The 26,571-nt window shown below is 67.6% G+C and carries 24 protein-coding genes and 1 tRNA gene; 10 read left to right on the top strand and 15 right to left on the bottom strand.

The features are described 5' to 3' along the window. Positions 1-5: 5 nt before the first annotated feature. On the bottom strand, positions 6-368 hold the full coding sequence (locus AM586_RS14975) for a YraN family protein (protein WP_047826509.1): 363 nt from the start codon (positions 366-368) through the stop codon (positions 6-8). A 1-nt stretch (position 369) separates the two neighbouring features. Beyond that, positions 370-1,659: a penicillin-binding protein activator gene (locus tag AM586_RS14970; RefSeq protein ID WP_047826510.1), complete on the bottom strand. Its 1,290-nt coding sequence runs from the start codon at positions 1,657-1,659 to the stop codon at positions 370-372. Positions 1,660-1,670: 11 nt separating this feature from the next. On the opposite strand from AM586_RS14970, the gene rsmI reads away from it, so the two are divergent. Beyond that, positions 1,671-2,579 (top strand): 16S rRNA (cytidine(1402)-2'-O)-methyltransferase, encoded by a 909-nt coding sequence (gene rsmI, locus AM586_RS14965; RefSeq protein WP_047826511.1) that lies wholly within the window; start codon positions 1,671-1,673, stop codon positions 2,577-2,579. Positions 2,580-2,583: 4 nt separating this feature from the next. Here rsmI and AM586_RS14960 read toward each other — a convergent pair whose 3' ends face one another. Continuing rightward, complete coding sequence (locus AM586_RS14960; RefSeq protein WP_047826512.1) at positions 2,584-3,216, bottom strand: hypothetical protein; 633 nt, start codon at positions 3,214-3,216, stop codon at positions 2,584-2,586. Positions 3,217-3,328: 112 nt separating this feature from the next. Here AM586_RS14960 and AM586_RS14955 point away from each other — a divergent pair. Further along, a tRNA-Pro gene (locus AM586_RS14955) sits at positions 3,329-3,405 on the top strand. Between the two features lie 101 nt (positions 3,406-3,506). Here AM586_RS14955 and AM586_RS14950 read toward each other — a convergent pair. From AM586_RS14950 to AM586_RS14895, 12 genes are all read right to left on the bottom strand, one after another. Further along, complete coding sequence (locus tag AM586_RS14950) at positions 3,507-4,418, bottom strand: hydroxymethylglutaryl-CoA lyase (RefSeq protein ID WP_047826513.1); 912 nt, start codon at positions 4,416-4,418, stop codon at positions 3,507-3,509. 1 nt (position 4,419) lies between these two features. Then, positions 4,420-5,349, bottom strand: a complete 930-nt coding sequence (locus AM586_RS14945) for a glyoxylate/hydroxypyruvate reductase A (protein WP_047826514.1) — start codon at positions 5,347-5,349, stop codon at positions 4,420-4,422. A 10-nt stretch (positions 5,350-5,359) separates the two neighbouring features. Then, on the bottom strand, positions 5,360-7,396 hold the full coding sequence (locus tag AM586_RS14940; protein WP_047826515.1) for an acetyl/propionyl/methylcrotonyl-CoA carboxylase subunit alpha: 2,037 nt from the start codon (positions 7,394-7,396) through the stop codon (positions 5,360-5,362). A gap of 170 nt (positions 7,397-7,566) precedes the next feature. Continuing rightward, positions 7,567-8,595: a biotin synthase BioB gene (gene bioB / locus AM586_RS14935; RefSeq protein ID WP_060566576.1), complete on the bottom strand. Its 1,029-nt coding sequence runs from the start codon at positions 8,593-8,595 to the stop codon at positions 7,567-7,569. Between the two features lie 32 nt (positions 8,596-8,627). Beyond that, complete coding sequence (bioD, locus tag AM586_RS14930) at positions 8,628-9,473, bottom strand: dethiobiotin synthase (RefSeq protein ID WP_082439353.1); 846 nt, start codon at positions 9,471-9,473, stop codon at positions 8,628-8,630. After that, complete coding sequence (gene bioF / locus AM586_RS14925) at positions 9,470-10,678, bottom strand: 8-amino-7-oxononanoate synthase (protein WP_060566574.1); 1,209 nt, start codon at positions 10,676-10,678, stop codon at positions 9,470-9,472. The genes bioD and bioF overlap by 4 nt, the downstream gene beginning before the upstream one ends. Then, positions 10,675-12,015 (bottom strand): adenosylmethionine--8-amino-7-oxononanoate transaminase, encoded by a 1,341-nt coding sequence (gene bioA / locus AM586_RS14920; RefSeq protein WP_060566571.1) that lies wholly within the window; start codon positions 12,013-12,015, stop codon positions 10,675-10,677. The genes bioF and bioA overlap by 4 nt, the downstream gene beginning before the upstream one ends. Before the next feature lie 17 nt (positions 12,016-12,032). Beyond that, positions 12,033-12,824 (bottom strand): enoyl-CoA hydratase/isomerase family protein, encoded by a 792-nt coding sequence (locus AM586_RS14915; protein ID WP_060566569.1) that lies wholly within the window; start codon positions 12,822-12,824, stop codon positions 12,033-12,035. Between the two features lie 11 nt (positions 12,825-12,835). Further along, on the bottom strand, positions 12,836-14,443 hold the full coding sequence (locus tag AM586_RS14910) for a carboxyl transferase domain-containing protein (protein WP_060566567.1): 1,608 nt from the start codon (positions 14,441-14,443) through the stop codon (positions 12,836-12,838). Between the two features lie 18 nt (positions 14,444-14,461). After that, the gene (locus AM586_RS14905) at positions 14,462-14,914 is read right to left on the bottom strand and encodes a YchJ family protein (protein ID WP_052234079.1); all 453 of its coding nucleotides are present in this window, start codon (positions 14,912-14,914) and stop codon (positions 14,462-14,464) included. A 277-nt stretch (positions 14,915-15,191) separates the two neighbouring features. Then, complete coding sequence (locus AM586_RS14900; RefSeq protein ID WP_052234078.1) at positions 15,192-16,433, bottom strand: D-amino acid dehydrogenase; 1,242 nt, start codon at positions 16,431-16,433, stop codon at positions 15,192-15,194. Between the two features lie 96 nt (positions 16,434-16,529). Continuing rightward, the gene (locus AM586_RS14895) at positions 16,530-17,894 is read right to left on the bottom strand and encodes a serine hydrolase (protein WP_197416479.1); all 1,365 of its coding nucleotides are present in this window, start codon (positions 17,892-17,894) and stop codon (positions 16,530-16,532) included. A gap of 148 nt (positions 17,895-18,042) precedes the next feature. Between AM586_RS14895 and murQ the strand changes: the two genes are divergently transcribed. Genes murQ through AM586_RS14855 form a run of 8 tightly spaced genes read left to right on the top strand, consistent with a single transcriptional unit; the run spans position 18,043 to position 26,509 of the window. Continuing rightward, positions 18,043-18,924: an N-acetylmuramic acid 6-phosphate etherase gene (gene murQ / locus AM586_RS14890; protein WP_052234077.1), complete on the top strand. Its 882-nt coding sequence runs from the start codon at positions 18,043-18,045 to the stop codon at positions 18,922-18,924. A 59-nt stretch (positions 18,925-18,983) separates the two neighbouring features. Further along, positions 18,984-20,258, top strand: coding sequence for an MFS transporter (locus AM586_RS14885; protein ID WP_052234076.1), 1,275 nt, complete (start codon positions 18,984-18,986; stop codon positions 20,256-20,258). Next, entirely contained in the window at positions 20,251-21,393 is a 1,143-nt protein-coding gene (locus AM586_RS14880) for an acyltransferase family protein (RefSeq protein ID WP_052234075.1), read from the top strand. The genes AM586_RS14885 and AM586_RS14880 overlap by 8 nt, the downstream gene beginning before the upstream one ends. 22 nt (positions 21,394-21,415) lie before the next feature. Then, positions 21,416-23,026 (top strand): glycoside hydrolase family 10 protein, encoded by a 1,611-nt coding sequence (locus AM586_RS14875; RefSeq protein ID WP_052234074.1) that lies wholly within the window; start codon positions 21,416-21,418, stop codon positions 23,024-23,026. Further along, positions 23,023-23,949, top strand: coding sequence for an N-acetylglucosamine kinase (locus AM586_RS14870; protein ID WP_052234073.1), 927 nt, complete (start codon positions 23,023-23,025; stop codon positions 23,947-23,949). Before AM586_RS14875 ends, AM586_RS14870 begins: the two co-directional genes overlap by 4 nt. A 53-nt stretch (positions 23,950-24,002) precedes the next feature. After that, positions 24,003-24,923, top strand: a complete 921-nt coding sequence (locus AM586_RS14865) for an N-acetylmuramoyl-L-alanine amidase (RefSeq protein WP_052234072.1) — start codon at positions 24,003-24,005, stop codon at positions 24,921-24,923. Positions 24,924-24,983: 60 nt separating this feature from the next. Next, a complete protein-coding gene (locus AM586_RS14860; RefSeq protein WP_052234071.1) occupies positions 24,984-25,889 on the top strand; it encodes a LysR family transcriptional regulator in 906 nt (301 codons plus the stop codon). Then, positions 25,886-26,509, top strand: coding sequence for a M15 family metallopeptidase (locus AM586_RS14855; protein WP_052234070.1), 624 nt, complete (start codon positions 25,886-25,888; stop codon positions 26,507-26,509). The genes AM586_RS14860 and AM586_RS14855 overlap by 4 nt, the downstream gene beginning before the upstream one ends. Positions 26,510-26,571 lie beyond the last annotated feature (62 nt).

Raw genomic sequence — 26,571 nt, 5'->3', positions numbered from 1 at the left:
ACACTTCAGTAGGACTCGATGGCGTTCCGTATCCACTCGAGCTGGCCGCCGTCGATCGCGACGACATCGATGCGGCAGGGCGGCAGGCGCTGGAAACGCTGCAGGTAGACCTGGGCGGCGCGCAGGATGCGGCGGATCTTCGCCGGGGTGATGCTGGCGGCGGCGCCGCCGCGGGAACGGTCGGCGCGCTGGCGCACTTCGATGAAGACCAGGGTTTCGCCTTCGCGCATGACGAGATCGATCTCGCCCAATTTACACCGGAAGTTTGCTTCGATCAGCACCAAACCGTGGCGTTGAAGATACGCCTGCGCTGATTCTTCCCCTTTCCGACCCTGTTCCTGCTTCTGCGACAGGCGGGCCGGCCACATCTCAGGGACTCGCGTCGACGGGTTCGAAGTTGCCGTCGCGGTAGACCGCCATGGCTTCGCGGCGGCGCAGGACGCCGTCGCGGCCGACTTCGAGGTGGCCGGTGACGCCATCGATGACGAAGGCGCTGCCCGGACGCAGGGCCAGTTCGCGCGCGACCAGGAAGGCGTCGATGCCGAGCGCGTACAGGCGGGTCATGGTGAGCGACTGTTCGGTCTCGAGCGGACGCGGATACATCATCACCGCGCGATTGTCCGGCCGCACCACCCAGGGCAGGTCGACCACGCGCAGGCCGTCCAGTTCCGGCAGGCCCATGCCGGGCGTGCGGCCCGGGTTGCCGGCGCTGCCGACGTAGCAGGGGATGGCGGTGCCGGTCTGGGCGCGCACCTGGCGCAGCTCGACCACGTCGAGGGCGCCGAACAGCAGCTCGGGCGGATCGACGTCGAGCCGCATCTTCAGTTCGCCCATGGCGGCGGGATCGACCCGCCCCCCGGACGAGGGCAGGGCGAAGCGCTGGCCAGTATGGCCGAGTTCGTTCCAGCGTGCTTCGAAGGCGGCCGCCGCGCGCTGGGCCCAGGCGGCATTGCTGGTGAGGATCAGCACCCGGCCGTGCGGATGCTCGCGCGCCGCCCAGTCGGCGGCCTGGCGCGCTTCGTCTTCGATCGAGAGGCCGGCCACGACCATGCCACGCGGCAAATTACCGCGCGGGTCGGGATGGTTCAGGGCAACGGTCGGGCGGCCCAGTGCGCCGCTCGCCACCAGCGCGCTGACGGCAGGGCGGGCCAGCGGGCCGACCACCACGTCGTGGGACGCGGCGGCCCGGGAATAGGACGCGAGCGCATCGTCGGTGCTGTCGCTGGTGGGGACGAGTTCGACGTCGACACCGGCGCCGTCGCGTTCGACGCTGGCCATGAAGCCGGCGCGCACGGCATCGGCGGCGCCGCCCAGCGAGGAGGAATTCATCGGCAGCAGCAGGGCGAGGCGCACCGCGCCGGCGTTTCCGGCGCCGGCGCCGGGGCGCGGCTGGTCCGCGGCCTGGCCCGGCAGCTGGATCGGCCGGGTCTGGAAGGGCGCAGGTTCGGGAGCGGATTCGGGCGCCGGGTCGCGCGCCGGCGGCACGTAGCGGGGCGCCGGCGCCGGCTCCGGACAGGCGTAGTCGCCCGAGCGGGGACTTGTGTTTGCGCCCCCGGGCGCGCACAATCCCTGCGGCTCGTCGAGGCTTACCGTACTGCAGCCGGCCAGCAGCACGACACCCAGGCCCGCGCATAGCGCTTTGAGATTTTTAATCAGCATTCGATCCCCACATGACTTCCACCCAGTCCAGCCAGATCGCCAACTTGCCCGTCCTGGGCGAGGCAGCCCAGCAGTCCTATCCTACCGCAACGCTGTATGTGGTGGCCACACCGATCGGCAATGTCACCGATATTACCCTGCGCGCCCTGCACGTCCTGATGATCGCCGACGTCGTCGCCTGCGAGGACACGCGCAAGACCGGCGCGCTGCTGACGCGCTTCGGCCTGAACAAGCAGATGGTGGCGGCCCACCAGCACAACGAGCGCGAGGCGGCCGAGAAGCTGGTGCAGCGCCTGCACGCGGGCGAGCGCGTGGCGCTGGTCTCGGACGCCGGCACGCCGGCCGTGTCCGACCCCGGCGCCCGCATCGTCGATGCGGTGCGCAAGGCCGGCTTGAACGTGGTGCCGGTGCCCGGCGCCTCGGCGGCGGTCACGGCGCTGTCGGCCAGCGGCCTGGTAAACGACCGCTTCCATTTCGTCGGCTTTTTGCCGGCCAAATCGAAACAGCGCGAAACCGAGCTGGCCCAGCTCAAGACGGTCGCCTCGACCCTCGTGATCTACGAGGCCCCGCACCGCATCATCGACTGCGTGGAAGCCCTGGCCAGCGTGTTCGAGCCGACCCGCCAGGTCGTGTTCGCGCGCGAGCTGACCAAGATGTTCGAAGAAATCCACCGCTGCGCGTTGAGCGAGGCGCTGGCCTGGGTCAAGGCCGACCAGCACCGCGAGCGCGGCGAATTCGTGGTCCTGGTCGAAGGCGCGCCGCAAGCCGGCGACGAAGGCGATGCGGAAGCGGAGCGGATCCTGCAGATTTTACTGGCGGAGTGTTCGGTGAAGCAGGCGGCGAACCTGACGGCGCAGATCACGGGGCGCAAGAAGAATGCGCTGTATGAGCGGGCCTTGCAGATCAAGGGCGAGGCCTGACGGCCTACCACTTGCACCCCCCATCCTTCTTATCCATCGCCAGGAAAATCGGCGCCAGCAGCCCGCCCGGCACCCCATCCTTGCAAAGCGGCCGCTTGGCCGCCTTGATTCCCCGTTCCAGTTTGCTCTCGGTCTGCAAAGGCGGCGGGGGCAGGCGTTCCAGCGCCGTTCCCGCCTTGGCCGGATCCGGCTCGTTCGCCACCTGGCGTGCGACGCTGCGGGCGGCGTCCAGGTCGAAGTGCGGGGCCGCGGCCGGCGCTGCCTCCGCGGGCGGCGCGGCGGGCTGCGGTTCGACCTTGAGCCTGTCCTCGGCGGCCGGCGCGGTTTTCGGCGGCACGGCGATGATGCGGCGCGGCGCGTGCGCGCGCGGCGCCGGCTGAGGTTCCGCCTTCGGCCGCAAGGCCGGCTTTGCGGGTTCGACCACGGGTGGAGGCGCCGGCGCCGCCCGCAGGCGCACGGTGAGCGGCTCGCTGGCGCGCGGGGGCAAGGCGGGCGCCTGCGGCCGGCGATAGCTGGATAACAACAGCGCGTGCACGGCCAGCGAAATGGCAATGCCCGCCGTCACGCGCGTCATCTGCTTGCGGTCGGGAAGGACGGCGGCGCCCGGGTTCGGGACATGGTCGATCATGGCGGTCATGGCGGACTCCCATCGATTTTTGTGCCGGAAAGCCTCACGCGCGCACTTTCGCACAGCATTACTGGCGCTTTCCTTGACCGGAACCGGCGCGGCACGTTATGATGGCTGTCTTCGGAGTGTAGCGCAGCCCGGTAGCGCATCTGGTTTGGGACCAGAGGGTCCAAGGTTCGAATCCTTGTACTCCGACCAGTATAACGAAAAGGCCGACGAGTAATCGTCGGCCTTTTTCATTTCCGCGCCGTAGCATTGCGTGTACGTAGGGCGGGCACCCGTGCCCACCACCACGCCAATCAGCCTGCGCGTTTCGCCAGCAAGGCATTGCCGGCCCGGCTCACGCCCTTGCGGCCCAGATGCTGCGAAATGAAGTGGCCTGCCTCCACCACCTGGTCGAGGTCGATGCCGGTGTCGATGCCCAGGCCGTTCATCATGTACAGCACGTCTTCGGTGGCGACGTTGCCGGTCGCACCCTTCGCATACGGGCAGCCGCCCAGGCCCGACACCGACGAGTGGAAGATCGCCACGCCCGTTTCCAGGCTGGCGTAGATGTTCGCCAGCGCCTGGCCGTAGGTATCGTGGAAGTGGCCGGAGATGCCGTCCAGCCGGAAGGCGCGCGCCGCGGTCTCCATCACCGCCTGGGTTTTTTTCGGGGTCGACACGCCGATCGTGTCGGCGATGTCGATCTCGTCGCAGCCCAGGTCGCGCATGCGCGCCACCACGTCGGCCACGGCCTCGAGCGGCACCTCACCCTGGTAAGGGCAGCCGAAGGAGCAGCTGATGCTGCCGCGCAGGCGCAGGCCGTGCTGCTTGGCCGCCTTCGCCACCGTCTCGAAGCGTGCGATCGATTCGGCGATCGAGCAGTTGATGTTCTTCTGCGAGAAGGCTTCCGAGGCCGAGCCGAAGATCACGACTTCATCGGCCTTCGCCGCCAGCGCCGCCTCGAAACCCTGCATGTTCGGCGTCAGCGCCGAATAGATCGCGCCCGGACGGCGCGTGATGCCGGCCATGACCTCGGTACTGGTCGCCATCTGCGGCACCCATTTCGGCGAAACGAAGGACGCCGCCTCGATATTCGCGAAGCCGGCGCGCGACAGGCGGTCGACCAGCTCGATTTTCACGGCGGCGGAGACATTCTCCTTCTCGTTCTGCAGCCCGTCGCGCGGGCCGACTTCGACGATCTTGACGTGTTTTGGCAGAGTATTCATTTCAGTATCCCAGGTTGCGGTCAACGATATCGGCGATCTCTTCGCCCTGTTCCAGCAGCGTGATCTTGTGCGCGATCTGGCGCACGGCTTCCTCGCGCACCGTGAGCGCCGAGATGTGCGGCGTGATGGTGATGCGCGGTTCGTTCCAGAACGGATGCGGCGCCGGCAGCGGTTCGTTGCGGAACACGTCCAGCGTGGCGCCCGCGATGTGGCCGGCGCGGATCAGCGACATCAGGTCCGGTTCGGCGACCTGGGCGCCGCGCGCGACGTTGATCAGGTAGGCGCCCTCGGGCAGCTGCGACAGGCACGCGCGGTCGAGCAGGTTGGTCGTTTCCGGCGTGAGCGGCAGCATGCAGACCAGCACGCGCGTACCGGCCAGGAAGTCGCCGAGCGATGCCATGCCGGCGTAGCAGTCCACGCCCGGCAGGGCCTTGGCCGTGCGGCTCCAGCCGCGCACCGGAAAGCCGAGCTGGTGCAGCGCCTTCACCACCGGGATCCCGAGCTTGCCCAGCCCGAGCACGCCGACCGTGAACGCCTGTTTTTGACGCGGGGCGAGCGGATTCCAAACGCCGAGGTGCGCCTGCTGTTCGTATTCGTCGAAGCGGCGGAAGTAGCGCAGCACGGCATACGCCACGTATTCCGCCATCTGTTCGCCCATGCCGGCGTCGCCGAGGCGGATCACCGGCACGTCGGGCAGCGCATCGCCGAATTTCAGGATGGCGTCGACGCCCGCGCCCATCAGGAAGATCGCCTTGACGTGCGCCAGCTGCTCGAGCAGGGCGGGCTCCGGCGCCCACAGGACCGCATAGTCGCACGGCAGCAGCGCCAGCCGCTCCTGCCACACGACCGTCTCGGCCTGCGGCAGCGCCTTCGCGAAATCGCGCGCCCACGGTTCGATCACGCCATCGCCGCGGTATAAGAGAATGCGCATGGGCGCCTCCTTAGGCTGCCGCCTTGAAGGCCAGCAGCGGCGCGCCGTCGGCCACCTGGTCGCCGACCTGGTACAGGATCTCCTCGACCAGGCCGTCGCTCGGCGCGGCGATCGTGTGCTCCATCTTCATCGCTTCCATGATCACCAGCGGCTCGCCCTTCTTCACAAGCTGGCCGTCTTTCGCGATCACGGCCACAACCTTGCCCGGCATCGGCGCGGTCAGGCGGCCCCCCAGGGCTTCGTGTTCGCCGGCGTGCGCCATCGGATCGGCGTACTGCAGCGCGTAGTGGGCGCCGCCCGTGAACACGTGCAGCAATTCGCCGTCGCGGCGCACGGTGCCGTGCAGGGCCGTGCCGTCGAGACGGATCGCGTACTCGCCACCGCGCTTGCCCGCCAGCGCCAGCGGGTGCGCCGCGCCGTCCAGTTCCAGCACCCAGCCGTGCGGGTGGTAGGCCAGGCCGGCCTTGTAGGTCTTGGCCTCCAGGCCCGCGCTGTATTCGTCGCCGAAGGCGAGCTGGCGGCGATAGGTGCCGTTCATGCGCCAGCCGTGGGTGCTGGTCCACGGGTCGGCCGGGTTGCCCGATACCGACAAGGCCTGTTCGGCATCCGCCAGCGCCACGGCCGCGAGGGCCAGCGCAGCTTTCGGCGCCGGACCCGCCGGCGGGAACAGGGCCGCGTTGTTGCGCTCGATCAGGCCGGTGTCGAGATCGGCGCTGGAGAAGGCCTGGCCTTCCACCAGGCGCATCAGGAAAGCGATATTGGTGGCCAGGCCGACGATGTGGAACTCGGACAGCGCCTGCGCCATGCGCGACAGCGCCTGGCTGCGGTCCGCGCCCCACACGATCAGCTTGGCGATCATCGGGTCGTAGAACGGAGAAATCGCATCGCCCTCGCGCACGCCCGAATCGATGCGCACGCCGGCCGGCGCATTGACAGTACCGCCCAGCTCGAAGGCTGCGTGCGAAGGCACGTCCATGAAGCGCAGCGTGCCGATCGAGGGCAGGAAGCCCTTTTCCGGATTCTCGGCGTAGACGCGCGCCTCGATCGCGTGGCCGTTGATCGTGAGTTCATGCTGCTGCTTCGGCAGCGGCTGGCCGGCCGCCACGCGCAACTGCCATTCGACCAGGTCGGTCCCGGTGATCATCTCGGTGACCGGATGCTCGACCTGCAGGCGCGTGTTCATCTCCATGAAGTAGAAGGAGCCGTCCTGGTTGGCGATGAACTCCACCGTGCCGGCGCCGACGTAATCCACCGCGCGCGCGGCCGCCACTGCCGCTTCGCCCATCGCGGCGCGGCGCTCGGCGCTCATGCCGGGCGCGGGCGCTTCTTCCAGCACCTTCTGGTGGCGGCGCTGCACCGAGCAGTCGCGCTCGTGCAGGTAGACGCAGTTGCCGAGCTTGTCCGCGAACACCTGGATCTCGATGTGGCGCGGACGGGTCAGGTATTTTTCGACCAGCACCTTGTCGTCGCCGAAGGACGAAATCGCCTCGCGCTTGCAGGACGCCAGCGCCGCCTGGAAATCCTCCGAACGCTCCACCACACGCATGCCCTTGCCGCCGCCGCCGGCGCTGGCCTTCAGCAGCACCGGATAGCCGATGCGATTGGCTTCGCTCTGCAGCAGTTCCGGATCCTGGTCGTCGCCGTGGTAGCCCGGCACCAGCGGCACCCTGGCTTGCTCCATCAGCTGCTTCGCCGCCGACTTCGATCCCATCGCCCGCATCGAGGAGCCGGTCGGGCCGATGAAGACCATACCGGCCGCATCGACGGCTTCGGCGAAGTCCGCGTTCTCGGACAGGAAGCCGTAGCCCGGGTGAATCGCCTGGGCGCCGGTGGCCTTCGCGACCTCGATGATCTTGTCGCCGCGCAGGTAGCTGTCCTTGGCCGCGGCCGGGCCGATCAAGACCGCTTCATCGCAGACCGCGACGTGCTTCGCGCCGGCGTCGGCTTCCGAATAAACGGCAACGGTACGGATACCCATGCGGCGCGCAGTGGCGGCGACACGGCAGGCGATTTCGCCACGATTGGCGATGAGGATCTTGGTGAACATGTGGTGTCTCGTCTGTTATATGAATATTGTTACGTCGTCCCCGCGAAGGCGGGGACCCAAGTTCCTGGCCCAGTCGAAAAACCTGGACCCCCGCCTTCGCGGGGGCGACGGGTTAAGTGCGCCGGGGCGACGGCTTAAGTGCGCGGGACGACGGGCTTAGGTAGCGGACCTCAGCACCCGCAGCTTTCCTTCTGCACCGACTCCAGCGTCGCCGAGCGGGTCTTGAGGCCCAGCTTCTCCAGCAGCTTGCGGTCGTCATCCGCTTCCGGGTTGTCGGTGGTGAGCAGCTTGTCGCCGTAGAAGATCGAGTTGGCGCCGGCCATGAAGCACATCGCCTGCACCGCTTCGCCCAGCTCGCGGCGGCCCGCCGACAGGCGCACGCGCGCCTTCGGCATGGTGATGCGGGCCACGGCGATGGTACGCACGAATTCGATCGGATCCAGCGGCGGCAGGCCATGCAGCGGCGTGCCTTCGACCTGCACCAGGTGGTTGATCGGCACCGATTCCGGATACGGGTTCATGTTGGCCAGCTGGGCGATCAGGCCGGCGCGCTGGGAGCGGGTTTCGCCCATGCCGACGATGCCGCCGCAGCAGATCTTCAGGCCGGCGCTGCGCACGCGGCCCAGGGTGTCGAGGCGGTCGTTGTATTCACGGGTCGAGATCACGTCGCCATAGAAGTCCGGCGACGTGTCGATGTTGTGGTTGTAGTAGTCGAGGCCGGCCTGCTTCAGCTGCTCGGCCTGTCCCTCTTCCAGCATGCCGAGGGTGGCGCAGGTTTCCATGCCCAGCGCCTTCACGCCGCGCACCATCGCCTCGACCTTCTCCATGTCGCGCTCCTTCGGGCTGCGCCAGGCGGCGCCCATGCAGAAGCGGGTCGCGCCCTTGGCCTTGGCCTCGCTTGCTGCGGCCAGCACCGTGTCCAGTTCGAGGATTTTTTTCGCTTCGACGCCGGTATCGTAGCGCGCGGCCTGCGGGCAGTAGCCGCAATCTTCCTCGCAGCCGCCGGTCTTGATCGAGAGAAGAGTCGCCAGTTCGACGTCGCCGTCGGGGAAGTTGGCGCGGTGCGCCTGGCTGGCGCGGAACATCAGCTCCGGCAGCGGCAGTTCGAACAGGGCCAGCACTTCGGCCAGGGGCCAGGTGGCGTCTTTCGGCAGCGAAGCCGGGGTGGCGGGCGGGTGGAGGGTTACGATTTGGGTCATGCTTGGTTCCTCTTGAAATCCTGGTTTTTGATTCAGGCTGCGCGTGACGGCCATCCCGGCACGCCCGCGAGCTCGATATAGGCTGCCGCAGCGGCAGCCGAGGCTTGGTCCAGGCGCGGCACGCGTCCCAGCAGGGGCGCGGGCATGCGCTGTTCGAGTGCCGCCACGTTCTCGTCGGCGAAGCGCATGTCGGGGTCGACCTGGTTGGCGACCCAGCCCGCCAGCACCAGGCCGCGCGAGATGACCGCCTCGGCGGTGAGCAGGGCGTGGTTGATGCAGCCCAGGCGCAGGCCGACCACCAGGATCACCGGCAGGCCGAGCTGCACCGCCATGTCGGCGCTGTCGAAATCGTCGGAGAAGGGCACGCAGAAGCCGCCCACGCCCTCGACCACGGTGGCGTCGGACGCGCCCAGGATCTCGGCATAGGCGGTCAGGATCGGCACCGGCTCGATGGTCACGCCTTCCAGCGCGGCCGCGATGTGCGGGGCGCAGGGTTCGCGCAGCATGAAGGGCGTGGTGATGTGCTGCGGCAGGTTCACGTTGCCGGCGGCGCGCAGCATCGCGGCATCCTCGTTGTGGAGCTCGCCGTCGCGCTCTTCGGCCCCGGCCGCGATCGGCTTCATGCCGCAGGCGCGCTGGCCGTGCTGCACCAGCTTGTGCAGGATCGCGGCCGAGATGAGGGTCTTGCCGATCTCGGTATCGGTGCCGGTCACGAAGCAGGCGAAGCGGGTCGGCACGCCTTCAGCCGCCAGAGGGGCGGGCACGGTGGCGACGGCCGGGGCGCTGGCCGGCGCCGGCTCGGCAAAGCCGACCTCGGGCAGGGCAGGCGCGCCGCCGACGGGTTCGCCACCCGGTTGTTCGAGATCGTTGATAGTCATGGTGCGGTCCTTTCCAGCTGCTCGGTTTCAAGCTTGTTGAGTGTCGTGGCCAGCCGCGCCACGTCGTGTTCGGTATGCGCGGCACACAGGGTCACGCGCAGGCGCGCCGTGCCCACGGCCACGGTCGGCGGCCGGATCGCCGGCACCCACAGGCCCTGCGCGTGCAGGCGGCCTGCGACGCGCAGCGCTTCCTCGTTGGCGCCGATGACGATCGGCTGGATCGCCGTGTGCGAAAGGGGACGCTGCCAGCGCTGCAGCCGCAGTTCGCCGTCGAGCTGCGCGATGAGCCCGTTCAGCTGCGTGCGGCGCTGCGCGCCTTCCTCGCCCTCGATGATGTCGAGGCTGGCCAGCAGCGCATGCGCCAGCGCGGGCGGGGCCGCCGTCGTGTAGATGTAGGGGCGGGCGCGCTGGATCATCAGTTCGATCACCGCGGCATGCGCCGCGATAAACGCGCCGCCCACGCCGGCGGCCTTGCCGAGCGTGCCGACGTAGACCAGGTTGGGCGAGCGCAGCTTGAAATGCTCGAGCGCGCCACGGCCGTGCGCTCCCAGCACGCCGAAGCCGTGGGCATCGTCGACCACCAGCCAGGCGCCATGGCGTTCGCACAGGGCCAGCAGTTCCGGCAGCGGCGCCAGGTCGCCGTCCATGCTGAACACGCTGTCGGTGACGACGATTTTCGTGGTGGCGTTGCTGGCTGCGAGCTTCGCTTCCAGAGTCGCCACATCGCCATGCGGATAGACCGTCACGCCGGCGCGCGCCAGGCGGGCGCCATCGATCAGCGAGGCATGGTTCAGCGCCTCCGAGAAGATCATGGCGTCCGGATCGCTGCCCAGTGCGGTCAGGACGGCGAGGTTGGCCATGTAGCCGGTGCAGAAGTACAGCGCCTTCGCGTCGACCAGGTGCGGCGCTTCGAATGCGGCCAGCCTTTCTTCCAGCAGCGCGTGCGCGCGGCTGTGACCGGACACCAGGTGCGAAGCGCCGCTGCCGGCGCCGTACAGTTCCGCGCCTTCGCGCAGGGCCGCGATCACGCGCGGATGCGAGGCCAGGCCGAGGTAGTCGTTGCTGCAGAAGGCCAGCATCGATCGGCCGTCGACCACCTGGTGCGGCGCGCAGGCCGTGTCGGCGGTGCGCCGGCGCCGCGTCAGGCTTTGGTCAGCCAGCGCGTCCAGCTGCCGCTCGAGGCCCGCGATCAGGTCAGTGCTCATTCCGCGATCACCTTCTCGAACACGATGCGGGTGCGCGCGGCCAGCCCGGCGATTTCTTCTTCGTCGAGCACATACGGCGGCATCAGGTAGACGGTGCGGCCGATCGGGCGCAGCAGCAGCTCGTTCTCGACCGCGGTCGTGAAGAAGCGGCGGGCGAAGGTCGAGGCGCGCTTCGCATCCGGCTCGACGGCGTCGAAGGCCAGGATCATGCCACGCTGGCGGAAGCCGGTCACGCGTTCGTGCTCGAGCAGCGGGGCCATTTCCAGCATCAGGCGGGTGGCCGTTTCGCGGTTCCTGGCCAGCACGTCGTCTTCCTGGAAGATCTGCAGCGTCGCCAGCGCCGCGCGGCAGGCCAGGGCGTTGCCGGTGTAGGAGTGCGAGTGCAGGAAGCCGCGCGTGATGTCCTGGCTGTAGAAGGCTTCGTAGATCTTGTCGGTGCTGAGCACCAGCGACAGCGGAAGGTAGCCGCCGCTGATCCCCTTCGACAGGCAGAGGAAGTCCGGCCAGATGGCGGCTTGCTCGCAGGCGAAGAAGGTGCCGGTGCGGCCGCAGCCGACCGCGATCTCGTCGGCGATCAGGTGCACGTGGTACTTGTCGCACAGCTCGCGCAGGCGCTGCAGGTAGAGCGGGTCATGCATCGCCATGCCGGTCGCGCACTGTACCAGCGGCTCGACGATGATGGCGGCGATCTTCTCTCCCTCTTCCGCGAACAGGGTTTCGACGTCCTTGATCGCACGGCGCGCCACGTCCTGGGCCGACTCGCCGTCGACGGCATTGCGGGCGTCCGGCGAGGCCACGGTGCGGGAAGCGCGCAGCAGCGGGCCGTAGGCGTCCTTGAACAGGGCGACGTCGGTGACGGCCAGCGCGCCGATGGTCTCGCCGTGGTAGGAGCCCTGCAGGCAGACGAACTCCTGCTTGTTCGGGAAACCGGCGTTGCGCCAGTAGTGGAAGCTCATCTTGAGCGCGATCTCGACCGCCGATGCGCCGTCGGAGGCATAGAAGGCGTGGCCCAGCGCATGGCCGGTGAGGGCGGCCAGCTGCTCGGACAGCTCGATCACCGGCTCGTGGGTGAAACCGGCCAGCATCGCATGTTCCAGCTTGTCCAGCTGGTCCTTCAGCGCGGCGTTGATGCGCGGGTTGGCGTGGCCGAACAGGTTGACCCACCACGAGCTGATGCCGTCCAGGTAGCGCCGGCCTTCATGGTCGTAGAGCCACGGCCCCTTGGCGTGGCTGACGGCGATCAGCGGCACCTCTTCGTGGTGCTGCATCTGCGTGCATGGGTGCCAGACGCTGCGCAGGCTGCGCGCGATCCAGTCGGACGAGGTGTTACGGTTCAAGATGGCTTCCTAAATGCTTAACTGGTTAACCAGGAGGGTTTGCGTTTTTCGAGGAAGGACGCGACCCCTTCGCGTCCCTCGGCGGATGCACGGATATGCGCGATGCGGCCGGCGGTATCGGCCAGCAGCACGTCGTCGATCGGCAGCCCGGCGATGTCGCGCACCAGCTTCTTCGCTTCGCGCACGGCGTTCGGGCTGTTGTTCACCAGCGCCTTGACGATGCCGGCGACGGTCGCGTCCAGCTCTTCGCTCGGGACGACTTCATGCGCCAGGCCGAGGCGCTGCGCGCAACCGGCGTCGAAGCGCTCGGCGGTCAGGAAGTAGCGGCGCGACGCCTGGTCGCCCATCGCCTTGATGACGTAGGGGGAAATCGTGGCGGGGATCAGGCCCAGCTTCACTTCGGACAGGCAGAAGTTCACGCCTTCGGCGGCGACCACGATGTCGCAGGCCGCCACCAGGCCCATGCCGCCGGCGTAGCAGGCGCCCTGGACCTTGGCCACCACCGGCTTCGGGCTGAAGTAGATGGTGCGCAGCATGTCGGCCAGGCGCAGGGCGTCGGCTTCGTTCTCTTCGAACGAGTAGCCGGCCATCTTCTTCATCCAGTTCAGGTCGGCGCCGGCGCAGAAGGCCGGGCCGTTCGCGGCCAGCACGATGGCGCGGATGTCCGCGTCCTGGCCGGCTTCGTCGAAGGCCATCGTCAGGTCGGCGATGGCGGTCTCGTTGAAGGCGTTGCGCACGTCCGGACGGTTCAGGGTGATGGTCGCGACCTTGTCAGCAACGGTGATCTCGAGGGTGTCGTAGGTATCCATGTTCTCTCCCCTTACATCCTGAATACGCCGAACTTCGTGTCTTCGATCGGTGCGTTCAGCGCGGCGGACAGGCCCAGGCCCAGCACCATGCGCGTGTCGGCTGGATCGATGACGCCGTCGTCCCACAGGCGCGCGCTGGCGAAATAGGGGTGGCCCTGGTGCTCGTACTGGTCCTTGATCGGCTGCTTGAACGCGGCTTCCTCTTCCGGCGACCACTGGCCGCCCCTGGCTTCGATGCCGTCGCGCTTGACGGTGGCCAGCACGGATGCGGCCTGGTCGCCGCCCATCACCGAGATGCGCGCGTTCGGCCACATCCACAGGAAGCGCGGCGAGAAGGCGCGGCCGCACATGCCGTAGTTGCCGGCGCCGAAGGAGCCGCCGATGATCACGGTGAACTTCGGCACCGCGGCGGTCGCCACGGCGGTGACCATCTTGGCGCCGTTGCGGGCGATGCCTTCGTTCTCGTACTTGCGGCCGACCATGAAGCCGGTGATATTTTGCAGGAACACCAGCGGGATCTTGCGCTGGCAGCACAGCTCGATGAAGTGGGTGCCCTTCAGCGCCGACTCCGAGAACAGGATGCCGTTATTCGCGATGATGCCGACCTTCATGCCGAAGATGTGGGCGAAGCCGCAGACGAGGGTGGTGCCGTACCTGGCCTTGAACTCGTCGAACTCGCTGCCGTCGACGATGCGGGCGATCACCTCGCGCACGTCGAAGGGTTTGCGGGTGTCCACCGGGATCACGCCGTACAGCTCTTCGCGGGCGTACTTCGGCTCTTGTGCTTCACGCAGCGCGCCTTGTTGTGGCTTCACGCGGTTCAGGTTCGAGACGATGGTGCGGGCCAGCGCCAGCGCGTGGGTGTCGTTCTGCGCCAGGTGGTCGGCCACGCCCGACAGCCGCGTGTGGACGTCGCCGCCGCCCAGGTCTTCGGCGCTGACCACTTCGCCGGTCGCGGCCTTCACCAGCGGCGGGCCGCCCAGGAAGATCGTGCCCTGGTCCTTCACGATGATCGATTCGTCGCTCATCGCCGGCACGTAGGCGCCGCCGGCGGTGCAGGAACCCATCACCACGGCGATCTGCGGGATGCCCTTGGCGGACAGGTTGGCCTGGTTGTAGAAAATGCGGCCGAAGTGGTCGCGGTCGGGGAACACGTCGTCCTGGTTCGGCAGGTTGGCGCCGCCGGAATCGACCAGGTAGATGCAGGGCAGCTTGTTCTGCTCGGCGATCTCCTGGGCGCGCAGGTGTTTTTTCACCGTCATCGGGTAATAGGTGCCGCCCTTGACGGTGGCGTCGTTACAGACGATCACGCATTCCTGGCCGCTGACCCTGCCGATGCCGGTGATGATGCCGGCCGCGGGGGCGGCGCCCTCATACATCTCGTATGCCGCCAGCTGGGAGAACTCGAGGAAGGGCGTGCCCGGATCGAGCAGCATCTGCACGCGGTCGCGCGGCAGCAGCTTGCCGCGGGCGACGTGTTTGCTGCTGGCCGCTTCGCCACCGCCCTTGGCCACCAGCGCGACTTTGGCGCGCAGGTCGTCGACCAGGGCTTGCATGGCTGCGGCATTGGTCTTGAAATCCTCGCCGCGCGGGTTGAGTTTGCTGTCGATCTGGGGCATCGCGTCTCCTGCTGGTATTTACTTGGCTTTTTGCTCGGGGAAGCTGCCGTCCACATAGAACCAGCGCGCCACGCCGCCCGGCGTTTCAGGTTCGCGCACGAAGTTGCTGATCTCGTGCAGCCGCTGCGCGCGGCCGTTGACCCTGAAGCGGGCGACGAATTCGACGGTGTCGTGATTCAACTGTTCCGGCAGATCTGCTTTACGTTGACGTAAACGTAAAGCAGATTTTATCTCAAGTCCGAGCCATTGAATCTTTTCATTTTTGTCGATCAGGGGCTCGTCGGGCCGGGTGCTGGGGTGCCAGGTGGCGCGCAAGTAATCTTCGACCTGCATCACATAGGCCGTGTAGCGCGAACGCATCAGTGCTTCGGCGGTCGGCGGCAGTTCGGCCCCTGCGATATAGGGGCCGCAGCAGCGCAGGATCGGCAAATTGCTGCCGCAGGGGCAACCGGATGAGGGCGGGGTAGGCATGGCGGCAATTATCCGCCATTTCTGGGGCTCAGGTGAGAGGGACTGTCTGTTTGGAATCGCCGAGAAGGCGGCATATTGCGAGCAGTTGCCTCATCTTCGGATAATTTTTGCCGAAAATAAATTCAACCGACGCGAAAAAAATTCGGGGTCCGAACACTTTTCAAGTTTTGACTGTCAGGCACAAATACGGCGAGGATGCCAAATCAAGAACGGAGGCTTCACAATATTGATCAGCTGATATTTCCAAAAACCGGAGTCTGACCCCGGTTTTGGGCAATTAACGCAGGGTCAGGCCTTCGAGCGAGAACGGTGGGGCCTTGCCTTGCACCAGGTCGGCCAGCACGCTGGCGGTGCCGCAGGCGAAGGTGAAGCCGAGCGGGCCGTGGCCGATGTTCAGCCACAGGTTCGCATAGGGCGAGGGGCCGACGATCGGGGCGCTGTTCGGGGTCGCGGGGCGCAAGCCGGCCCAGGGCGTGACGCTGTCGTAGTCGGCCGCATGCGGCATGGTTTCGCGCACCTGGCGCGTCAGGCTCGCCAGGCGGCGCGCGTCCAGGCTCAGGTCTTCGCCCACCATGTCGACCATGGCCGCAACCCGCAGCTTGGCGCCGATGCGTGCATACAACACCTTGCGCTCGAAGTCGGTGACGCTGATCTCCGGCGCCACGTCGCCCGCACGGATCGGCGCCGTCAGGCTGTAGCCCTTCAGCGGATAGATCGGCAGCGCGATGTCGGCAGTCTTCGCCAGCGCGCGGCTCTGCATGCCGGCCGCCAGCACGTAGGCGTCGGCTTGCACCAGGCCGGCGCTGGTCGCCACGCCGGTGATCTTGCCGCCGGCGCTGAGCAGGCGCGCGGCGTCGCCATGCACGAAACCCTTGAAGAGCGGATGGGCGGCGATGCGTTCGGCCAGCACCACGCAGAAGGCATGGCAGTCGGCCACCGCTTCGCCGCTGTTATAGATGCCGCCCTGCAGCTGGCCGGCGACGGCGGCCAGCGCCGGTTCGTGGGCCGCGCAGTCGGCCGCGCTCCAGACCTGGCGGGTGGGGGAGGCATCGGGTTTGGCGGTGGCGGCCTCGAAGGCTTGACGGGTCCGATACACCACCAGCTTGCCGGACTCGCGCCACGCGAAAGACGCCGGCGGCACCACCGGTTCGAGCTGGACCATCGCTCGGCGCGACAGTTCGCCCAGCTCGAGCAGCTTGTGGGTGGTCTTGCGGTTGGCGTCGACGCGGCAGTTGGCGAGGAAGGCCGCCAGCCAGCGCCACTGGTGGGCGTCGAACTGGGGCTTGAAGCGCAGCGGGCCGTATTCCTGGAACAGCCACTGCAGCGCTTTCAGCGGCACGCCGGCATCGGCCAGCGGCGAGACGTAGCGGTAGCTGAGCTGGCCGCCATTGCTGAAGCTGGTGCCGGTGCCCACTTGCGGTGCACGTTCGAGCAGCGTGACCTTGTGACCCGCTTCGAGCAGCCACCAGGCCGAAGTCAGGCCGACTACCCCGCCGCCGATCACGATTATTTCTTGCATCCGTGCACACTATTTTTCTTCGGTAATGACATGGAAGCTTAGGGGCTGGGCCTGGCTTTCGCTAATGAATGTAGAGCGGACGGGCATAACCGCCGGTCATGCGCGCACCAGAATGGCGCGCCGGTGCATCGCCGTGAGGATCTGTTCCTGGAAGCGCGCCAGCGAGGAATACACGCCTTTATAGACGAGCGGATCGGTCGAGGTGCCGCCCACCAGCGCGACCATGCCGTTGCGCTGCTTCAGGTCGGCGACGAATACCGACATCAATCCGTAGGCGTCGCCCAGGTGGCCGACCGCCGCGAAGCCGCCCCCTTCGACCAGCCGCGTGCGGGTAGCGGGATCGTCCGGGAACTGCTCGTTGCCCAGGCCCCAGCAATTGAACAGCCCATCCAGGCTGTCGCCGTTGCCGCCTTTTCCATCGTAGGTCCACTGGCGCGCGAACATCCGGTCCAGCGTCGCCTGCTGCAGGAGGCGTTTGCCTTCATGTACCCCGCCGTTCATCAGCATGCGCATCACGACGCCCATGTCGCGGGCCGAGATGCGCAGGCCGCCGGTCGGGCTGAAGGGCGTGGCGTTCGTCCCGATGCGGTAGCGCTCGATGCCGGGCGGCGCCGCCGGCGGGGCCTTGCTGTAGTCGTCGGCCTGGGCGATCCAGGGACCGTTCGCATCCCAGACCTCGGTGTCGACGGTGCGCTTGCGGTACAGGGTGGCGATGTTGGCGATGTCGGCGGCCGGCAGCTCGGACGGGTTATACCCGGCGTGCAGGCCCAGCGGATCGACCAGCAGGCGCCGCATCAGGCGGTCGAAGCGCTCGCCCGTGACCCTTTCCATGATGGTGCCGATCACGCCCCAGCCGAGGTTGCAATACGTGAAATAGGCGCCCGGACCGGCGTTCGCCGCCCACATCCTTCCTTCGCCATACAGCCGGCTGCCGGGATCGAGGACGTCCTTCAACGCCGTATCCACGCCCCAGGAATAGCCGGCTTCGTCGCGCAGGGACGAGGTGTGCGTCAGCAGCTGGCGCAGGACGATCGGCTGGTCCGGGAAGTGCGGATTGCGAAGCGTAAAACCGAGGTAGGCGGAGACGTCGGCATCCAGGCTGAGCTTGCCCTCTTCGACCAGGCGCATCAGGCCGAGCGTGGTCATCATCTTCGAGATCGAGGCGATGCGGAACAGGGTATGCGCGTCGACCGGCTGGTCCGCCAGGCCGCCGGCCGCACCCGGCGTGCCGATGAAACGCCGGCCGAACTGGCCCTCGTAGGCGATGCGGCCGTCGCGGATCGCCAGCACCGACAGGCTGGCCAGCTCGCAGGCCGGATTCGCCGCGATCGCCGCCAGCTCGCGGTCGAGGCTTGCCTTCACGGCGGCCGGCGCGCCGCCCGGCGCCGGCGTGGCGGCCATCAGTGGATCGATCAGGCCCAATAAAGCCATGCCCAGTAGCTTGCGTCTGCCGTGCTCCATTCCGTCTCCTTGTCCTTGTCTTTCCAGCATACGGAGTCGCTGCAGGCGTTGCCAATGAATAGGCCGCGCCTGTGCATAACTTTTCGGAATGATAACGCCCGATCCTTTCATGGCAGGCTGTTGTGATTGGTATTACACTGGTTTTATTATGCTGAACACCGAAACCCCCGCCGCAGAACACGCTTCCCTGGACCAATATCCCACCACCGAGCTGGTGAACGTGCTGGTCGACGATCAGTTCAAGGCCGTAGAGGCCGTCCGCGCCGCCGCGCCGCACATTGCCGCCGCCGTCACGGCCGCGCTGCCGCGCATGGAAGCGGGCGGGCGCCTGATCTACGTCGGCGCCGGCACCTCGGGCCGCCTGGGCGTGCTCGACAGCGTCGAACTCTACCCGACCTTCTCCTGGCCCCACGGCCGCGCGGTGGCGCTGCTGGCCGGCGGCAGCGATGCGATGTTCGTCGCCGTCGAAGGCGCCGAGGATGACCTCGAACAGGGCGCTGCCGACCTGCACGGCGTGAACGTGGGGCCGGACGACGTGGTGCTGCTGATCGCGGCCTCCGGCGGCACGCCCTACGTGCTGGGCGCGCTGCGCGCCGCACGCGCGGCCGGGGCGCTGACCATCGGCTTCGCCAACAACCCGGATGCGCCGGTCGCGAACGAGGCGGAAATCGGCGTCACCCTGGACACCGGCCCGGAAGCCATCTCGGGCAGCACCCGCCTGAAAGCCGGCACCTCGCAAAAGATCGCGCTGAACACCTTTTCGAGCGCCTTGATGGTGCGTTTGAACAAGGTTTATGGCAACCTGATGGTAGACTTGAAGGCGACCAACGCCAAGCTGGTGCGCCGGGCGATCCGCCTGACGACCTTCGCCACCGGCGCCGACGAGGAGTCTGCGCGCCAGGTGCTGGAGCAGTGCGGCTTCCACGTCAAGGTCGCGATCGTGGCCTTGTCCAGGAAAATCCAGGTCGAGCAGGCGCGCGCCTTGCTGGACAGCGCGAACGGCAGCGTGCGCGCTGCCTTGGTTTCCTGATGGCCGGCTGAGCTTTCCCACCGTGGGGAACAGCGCCGGCCCGGGATCACGAAAGACTTATGCAGACATCGCAAGCAAAGAACCCATGGCTGTGGGTGCCCTCCCTGTACTTCGGCCAGGCGATCCCCTACATCGTCGCCAACTACCTGTCGGTCGTCATGTACAAGGACATGGGGATCTCCAACACCGACATCGCCTTCTATACCAGTCTGCTGTATCTGCCGTGGGTGATCAAACCCCTGTGGTCGCCGCTGGTCGACATGTTCGGTTCCAAGCGCGGCTGGACCGTCGCGCTGCAGTTGGCGATCGCGGCCGCCCTCGGCGCGGTCGGCGCGACCCTGCACCTGCCCGCCTTCTTCACGGTCAGCCTGGCCGTCATGTGGCTGATGGCCTTTGCTTCGGCCACCCATGACATCTCGGCCGACGGCTTTTATATGCTCGGCCTGCGCCAGCAGCAGCAGGCGGCCTACGTCGGCGTGCGCTCGACCTTCTACCGCCTGGCGACGCTGATGGGGCAGGGGCCGCTGGTGATCCTGGTCGGCGCCCTGACGACCTCGCTGGGCGATGTGCACCAGGCCTGGGCCATCGTGTTCTTCGTGCTGGCGGGCCTGTTCTTCGCGCTGTGCGCCTGGCACCAGGCGGTGCTGCCGCGACCAAGCGCCGACCACAAGGCGGCAGAGGGCACGAACCCGCTGCGCGCCTTCCTGGCCACTTTCGGCAGCTTCTTCGGCAAGCGCGACATCTGGCTGATCCTCGGTTTCATTTTGACCTTCCGCCTCGGCGAGGCCCAGCTGCTGAAACTGGTCGCGCCCTTCCTGAAGGATGCGGTGGCCGCGGGCGGCCTGGGCCTCAGCAACGAGCAGTACGGCACCGCCTACGGCACCATCGGCATCATCGCGCTGACCATCGGCGGCCTGTTCGGCGGCTGGCTGATCTCGCGCTGGGGCCTGAAGCGCTGCCTGTGGCTGATGGTGGTCGCGGTGCACCTGCCGGACCTGGTGTTCGTCTATTTATCCTCGGCCCAGCCGCAGAACCTGGGCGTGATCGCGGGCTTCCTGGCGATCGAGCAGTTCGGCTACGGCTTCGGCTTCACCGCCATGATGATGTACATGATCATGGTCTGTGAGGGGCCGTACAAGACCGCGCACTACGCGATCTGCACCGGCCTGATGGCGCTGGGGATGATGGTGCCGGGCATGTGGAGCGGCAAGCTGCAGGAGATGCTGGGCTACCAGCATTTCTTCGTCTGGACCTGCCTGGCGACCGTGCCGGCCTTTATCATGGCGGCGCTGGTGAGGATCGATCCCGAATTCGGAAAGAAACAGGATGCGTGACGCTGGGGGGCGCCTGGCTTCGCTCGACGCCTTCCGCGGCTTCACGATCGCCGCGATGGTGCTGGTGAATAATCCGGGCGACTGGGGCCACCTGTACGCCCAGCTCGAACACGCGAAGTGGAACGGCTGGACCTTCACCGACTGTATCTTCCCCTTCTTCCTGTTCATCGGCGGCGTCGCGATGGCGCTGTCGCTGGGCCGCCTCGCGGCGCTGGGCGCCGACCGGCCGCGCCTGTTGATGAAACTGGCGAAGCGCGCCGCGCTGATATTCCTGATCGGCTTCCTGCTCAACTTCATGCCCTACTTTAACGTCGAGAAGGTGCGCATTCCCGGCGTGCTGCAGCGGATCGCCCTGTGCACGCTGCTGGCCGCACCCATCGTGGTCTACTGCGGCTGGCGCATGCAGCTGGCGATCATCGCGGCCCTCCTGGGCCTGTACAGCGTGCTGATGCTGGTGGTGCCGGTGCCCGGCATCGGCGCCGGGGTACTGGAGCCGGGCCAGGACTTCGGCGCCTGGATCGACCGCGCCGTTCTCGGCAAGCACTTGTGGGTGCAGAGCAAAACCTGGGATCCGGAAGGGCTGGTGTCGACATTACCCGCGCTGTGCAGCCAGCTGTTCGGGGTGCTGGCCGGGCGCTGGCTCGTGACCGATGTGAACCGCACCGAGCAGACTGTCTGGATGCTGCTGGCCGGTCTGCTGTGTTGTTGGCTCGGCGTGATTTTCGATACCATTCTGATGCCAATTAACAAGAGCCTGTGGACCCCGTCCTATTGCTTCCTGATGACGGGCTGGGCCCTGATCGTGTTTTCCGCCTTTTACTGGCTGCTGGACGTGAATCCCCATGCCGGCGTGCGCGAGCTTGCGGCGCGCTGGAGCCGGCCCTTCGTCATCTACGGCATGAATGCGCTGTTCATCTTCGCGCTGTCGGGTTTCGTGGCCAAGATGTTCGGCTACATCAAATTCACCCAGCCGGACGGCAGCCTGCGTTCGCTGGGCAAGACGCTGTATGCGCCGCTCGCCGCGCTGCCCATCGGACCCGTGAACACCTCGCTGCTGCATGCGCTGCTGTTCAATGCCTGCATGTTCGCGGTGGCCTGGGCCATGTGGCGCAAAAAATGGTTCGTGAAAGTTTAATGATTATTCGGAGCAGTTTTTAATGCAAGCTGATCGGAAACGACGTGCGTTCGCGCTGGCCGGCGTGGCCTCCGCGCTGGCGATGAGTGGCCTGTTCTCGGCCTGTACCACGACCCCGGGCGCCGGCAAGATCGCCACGGCCGGCGCCGGCGATGGCGACACCCCGCCCCCTGCGCCGCGCGAATTCCGCGCCGCCTGGGTCTCGACCGTGGCCAACATCGACTGGCCCAGCAAACAGAACCTGAGCGCCGCCCAGCAGCAGGCGGAAGCGATCGCCATCCTCGACCGCGCCAGGGCCCTGAACCTGAACGCCATCATCCTGCAGGTGCGCCCCTCGGCCGACGCCATCTACGCCTCGCAGATCGAGCCGTGGTCGGAATACCTGACCGGCCAGCAGGGCAGGCCGCCGCAGCCCTGGTACGATCCGCTGAAGTTCTGGGTCGCGCAGGCGCATGCGCGCGGGCTCGAGCTGCACGCCTGGTTCAACCCCTACCGCGCGCGCCACAACATCGCGAAGTCGCCGGCGGCGCCGAACCACATCACCCGCAGCAACCCGGCCGCCGTCAAGACCTACGGCAAGTACGAATGGATGGACCCGGGCGAGGAATCCGCCGTCCGCCAGACCCTGGACGTGGTGCTCGACGTGGTGCGCCGCTACGACATCGACGGCGTCCACATCGACGATTATTTCTATCCCTACCCGATCCCGGCCCCGAGCGCGACCGGCGCCGAAGGCGCGGCGCTGGAGGGCAGGACCGCCAAGGGGGAACTCGACTTCCCGGACGAGCCGTCCTGGCAGCGCTACCTGGCCGGTGGCGGCAAGCTGGACCGCGCGTCCTGGCGCCGCCAGAACGTGAACCGCCTGATCCAGGCGCTGTACGAAGGCATCCACAAGGAAAAGCACTGGGTGCGCTTCGGCATCAGCCCCTTCGGCCTGGGCCGCCCGGACCGCCGTCCGCCCGGCATCGTCGGCTTTTCGCAGTACGACAAGCTGTACGCGGACGCCGAGACCTGGCTGCAGAACGGCTGGCTCGACTATTTCACGCCCCAGCTCTACTGGTCGATCAAGCAGCCGGGCCAGGCCTATGACGTGCTGCTCGATTACTGGCTCGGGCAGAACACCCTGGGCCGCCACGTGTGGCCGGGCCTGTATACCAGCCGGGTCGGCATCGCGCCGCCCGCCAAGGACTATCCGCCGCAGGAAATCATCGAGCAGATCGCGGTCACCCGCTCGCGTCCGACGGCTGGCGGCCACGTCCACTTCAGCATGGTCGCGCTGATGGAAAACCGCAAGGGCCTCGCCGACCAGCTGCGCACCATCTCCTACGCCACCCCGGCGCTGGCGCCGGCCACGCCCTGGCTGGGCAAGGCGGTGCCGGAAGCGCCCTCGGTGGCGGCGACCCGCAAGGGCGGCGCCGTGCGCCTCAAGCTGGCGCCCGGCAAGGCCAGCGCCCTGTATGCGGTGTGGTCGCGCTACGGCGGCCAGTGGCGCTTCGCGGTGGTGCCGGCGTCGCGCGCGGAGTGGGACGTGGCGGACGATGCGACGCTGGGCGCCACCGACCTGGTGGTGGTCAGCGCGATCGACCGGCTCGGCAACGAAAGCGCACGGGTCCAGGCCTGGAAGAAAGCATGATCCTTTCCTCATCCCCCATCGAACTGGGTCTCGGCATCGACGCCGGCGGCACCCAGACCCGCTGGGCGCTCGCCGCGCCGGATGGCGCCATCCTGGCCGAGGGCACGGTGGCCGGCCTGTCGGCCCTGCAGATGGGCAGCCCGCATGGGCGCGACACCGTGCGCGCCACCTTCGCCGAACTGGCTGCCGCGGTGCTGCTGCACGGGGTGCCGGCGCGGGTGCAGGCCGGGCTGACCGGCTTCGGCGGCGACGGCGAACTGCTGCAGCGCTGGCTGGCCGAACTGCTGCACGTGCAGCCGGCGGATGTCCACTTCTGCAGCGACATGGAAATCGCCTACCGCGCCAGCTTTGCGCCCGGAGAGGGCTACCTGGTGTACGCCGGCACCGGCTCGATCGGCGCCTTCATCGACGCCGGCGGCCAGTTCCACCGCGCCGGCGGCCGCGGCGTGGTGCTGGACGATGGCGGCGGCGGCTTCTGGATCGCGAAGGAAGCCCTGCGCCACATCTGGCGCCTCGAAGACGAAACGCCCGGTGCCTGGCGCGCGTCGGCCATGGCGCAGGCCGTGTTCGATTACGTCGGCGGCGACGACTGGGCGTATTCGCGCCAGTTCATCTACGGCCAGGAACGCGGCGCGGTCGGCAAGCTGGCCCTCGCCGTCGCCGCCGTCGCCGACCAGGACCCGGCCGCCGCCGCCATCCTGCACAATGCCGGCTGCGAACTGGCGCGCCTGGCCAAGGCTCTCATCGGCCGCTTCGGCCCGCGCCCGGTGGCCGTATCGGGCCGCGCGGCCGAGCTGCACCCGGCAATCGTGGCGTCGATGCGCGCACTGCTGCCGCCCGGACTGCCCTTCACCCAGACGGCTGGCGGCGCGCACTACGCGGCCGCACGCATGGCGCTCGCGCCGCCGCGTGCGCCGGCCTAGCCCGGCATAATGCCCCTATCACGTATCGAACAATCAACGAGACCGAACCGACCATGAAAACCCTTGCCGCCACCCTCCTGATCGCCCTGCTGGCCGGCTGCGCCACCGGACCGCAGTATGACAAGACCTACACGGCCAAGGGCCAGAGTTCGCGCGCCCGCTTCCTGGTGCTGCACTACACCGTGAGCGACCGCCCATCCTCGATCAAGATCCTGACCGAACAGGAGGTGAGCGCCCATTACCTGGTCACCGACGAGCCGAAGCCGACCATCTACAACCTGGTCGACGAAAAGAACGCCGCCTGGCATGCCGGCAATTCGAGCTGGAAGAATTTCACGCAGCTGAACAACAGCTCGATCGGCATCGAGATCGTCAATCCGGGCTGGAAGGACACGCCGAACGGCCGCGTCTACGCACCCTTCCCGCAAACCCAGATCGACGCCCTGATCCCGCTGGTGCGCGACATCGTCATCCGCAACCACATCACGCCGGAGAACGTGCTCGGCCACAGCGACATCGCGCCGCTGCGCAAGCAGGACCCGGGCCCGATGTTCCCGTGGAAGCAGCTGGCCGCGGCCGGCCTGGTGACGTGGCCGGACGCGACCCGCGTGGCCGCCGTGACGCCAATCTTCCAGACCCAGCTGCCGGACGTGGCCTGGTTCCAGAAGAAGCTGGCGACCTGGGGCTATGGCCTGGTCCAGTCCGGCAACCTGGACGAGCAGACCCGCACCGTGCTGTCGGCTTTCCAGATGAAATACCGCCCGGCGAATATCGACGGCATGCCCGACGTCGAGACCGCCGCCCTGCTGGAAGCGCTGACCAACCCGGCCGGGCCGCTGCCGCCGGTGCCGCCGGCGCCGATGTTCACGGCGCCGGTGACGCCTCCCGCCGAGCCGGCGCCCACGCCGGTGCCGGACACGGCCATCGACCCGAATGCCGTTCCCGCAACACCGCCCGTAAAAGATCAGCATTGATGCTATCCGGCAGCGCCAGTTTTTCGTATCCTTCCCCTTTCACCCAGAAGGAATAAAGCGATGCGCCTGCGCCATATCGAAGTTTTCCACGCCATCATGCAGGTCGGCACCATCAGCGGTGCCGCCCAGGTCCTCCACATCTCGCAGCCGGCGGTGACCAAGGTGCTGCAGCATGCCGAGCTGCAGCTGGGCATGCCGCTGTTCGAGCGCGTGCGCGGAAAACTGTATCCGAAGCCGGAAGCGCATCGCCTGTTCGCCGAGACCGAAAAGCTGAACCGCGACCTGCAGGGCATCCGCCGCCTGGCCGCCAGCCTCAAGAACCGCGCCAGCGAGACCGTGCGCCTGGTGTCGACGCCGACCATCGCGGTCAGCGTGCTGCCGGCTGCCCTGACGGTCTGGCGCCGCGACTTCGCCCAGACACGCTGCGAACTGGCGACCTTCCACACCAGCGAGATCGTGAACGCCTTGCGCCTGGGCGAGGCCGACCTGGCGCTGTCGCTGCAGGACCCGCGCCATCCCGGCATCGAGGCCGAGCCGATCGCCGCCGGCAACCTGATGGTGATGGCGCCGCGCGGCACCTGGAGCGAGGCGGAATGCCGCGAACCGATCACGCCCAGCGCCCTGTCCGGCGAGCTGATCGGCCTGGCCGACCGCGACCCGCTTGGCGAGATGGTGGTGGCGGCCTGCGAAGCCCAGGACGTGCATCCGGTCTTCCACACCGTGGTGCAGACCTACCAGATCGCCCGCTCGCTGGTCGAGGCCGGCGCCGGCAGTGCGGTGCTCGATCCGTTCACGGCGGCCTCGGCGGCGCGCGACAAGGTCCAGTGCCGCCAGTGGGCGCCGACCATGCCGGTCCAGCTCTACCTGCTGACGGCGAGCCACGCGCCGCTGTCGCACGGTGCGCGCGAGCTGGCCAACTGTATCGGCGCGACGGCCCGCGCCCTGTTAGACAAAGGAAGTTCATGAGTATTACCGGACCCTTGACGATCGCCAGCGAAGACATCGCCGGCGATCCCGAGTTCCGCCACCTCTCCACCATCGCCGGCATCGCCGTCGACCTGCGCTACGCCAGCCCCAACAACTTCGTCGGCCACGACCTGTACTCGCCCTACGATTGCGCCTGGCTGCACGTCGATGCCGCCGCGGCGCTGGAGCGCGTGGTGGCCTGGCTGAAGCAAAAGCGGCCCGGCTGCACGCCGCTGGTGCTGGACGCCCTGCGCCCGCAGCGCGTGCAGCAGCAGTTGTGGGACACGCTCGAGGGCACCGGCCTGCAGATGTACCTGGCGGATCCGGCGCGCGGTTCGATCCACTCCTACGGCATGGCGCTCGACATCACGATCCTCGACGAACACGGACGCGAGCTCGACATGGGCACCGGCTTCGACGACATGACCGAACTCTCGCACCCCGCGCTGGAAGAAGGTTTCATCCGCAGCGGCGCGCTGGGCGAAGCGCAGGCAGCGCACCGCCGCCTGCTGCGCGAGGCCATGTTCCAGGCCGGCTTCGTCGGCATCAACACCGAGTGGTGGCACTTCGATTGCGGTGACCGCACGCTGGTGCGCCAGACATTCCGCCGCGTTCTCTGACGCTTCCTGGCATCCCTGTGGCGCCATGCTGACGGCGCCTGCGCAAGCTTGAGCCAACTCAT

Source organism: Massilia sp. WG5 (genome assembly GCF_001412595.2).
Classification (GTDB): Bacteria; Pseudomonadota; Gammaproteobacteria; order Burkholderiales; family Burkholderiaceae_D; genus Telluria.
The sequence above is the reverse complement of the archived record's forward strand: the minus strand, read 5'-3'. Positions and strand labels throughout refer to the sequence as shown.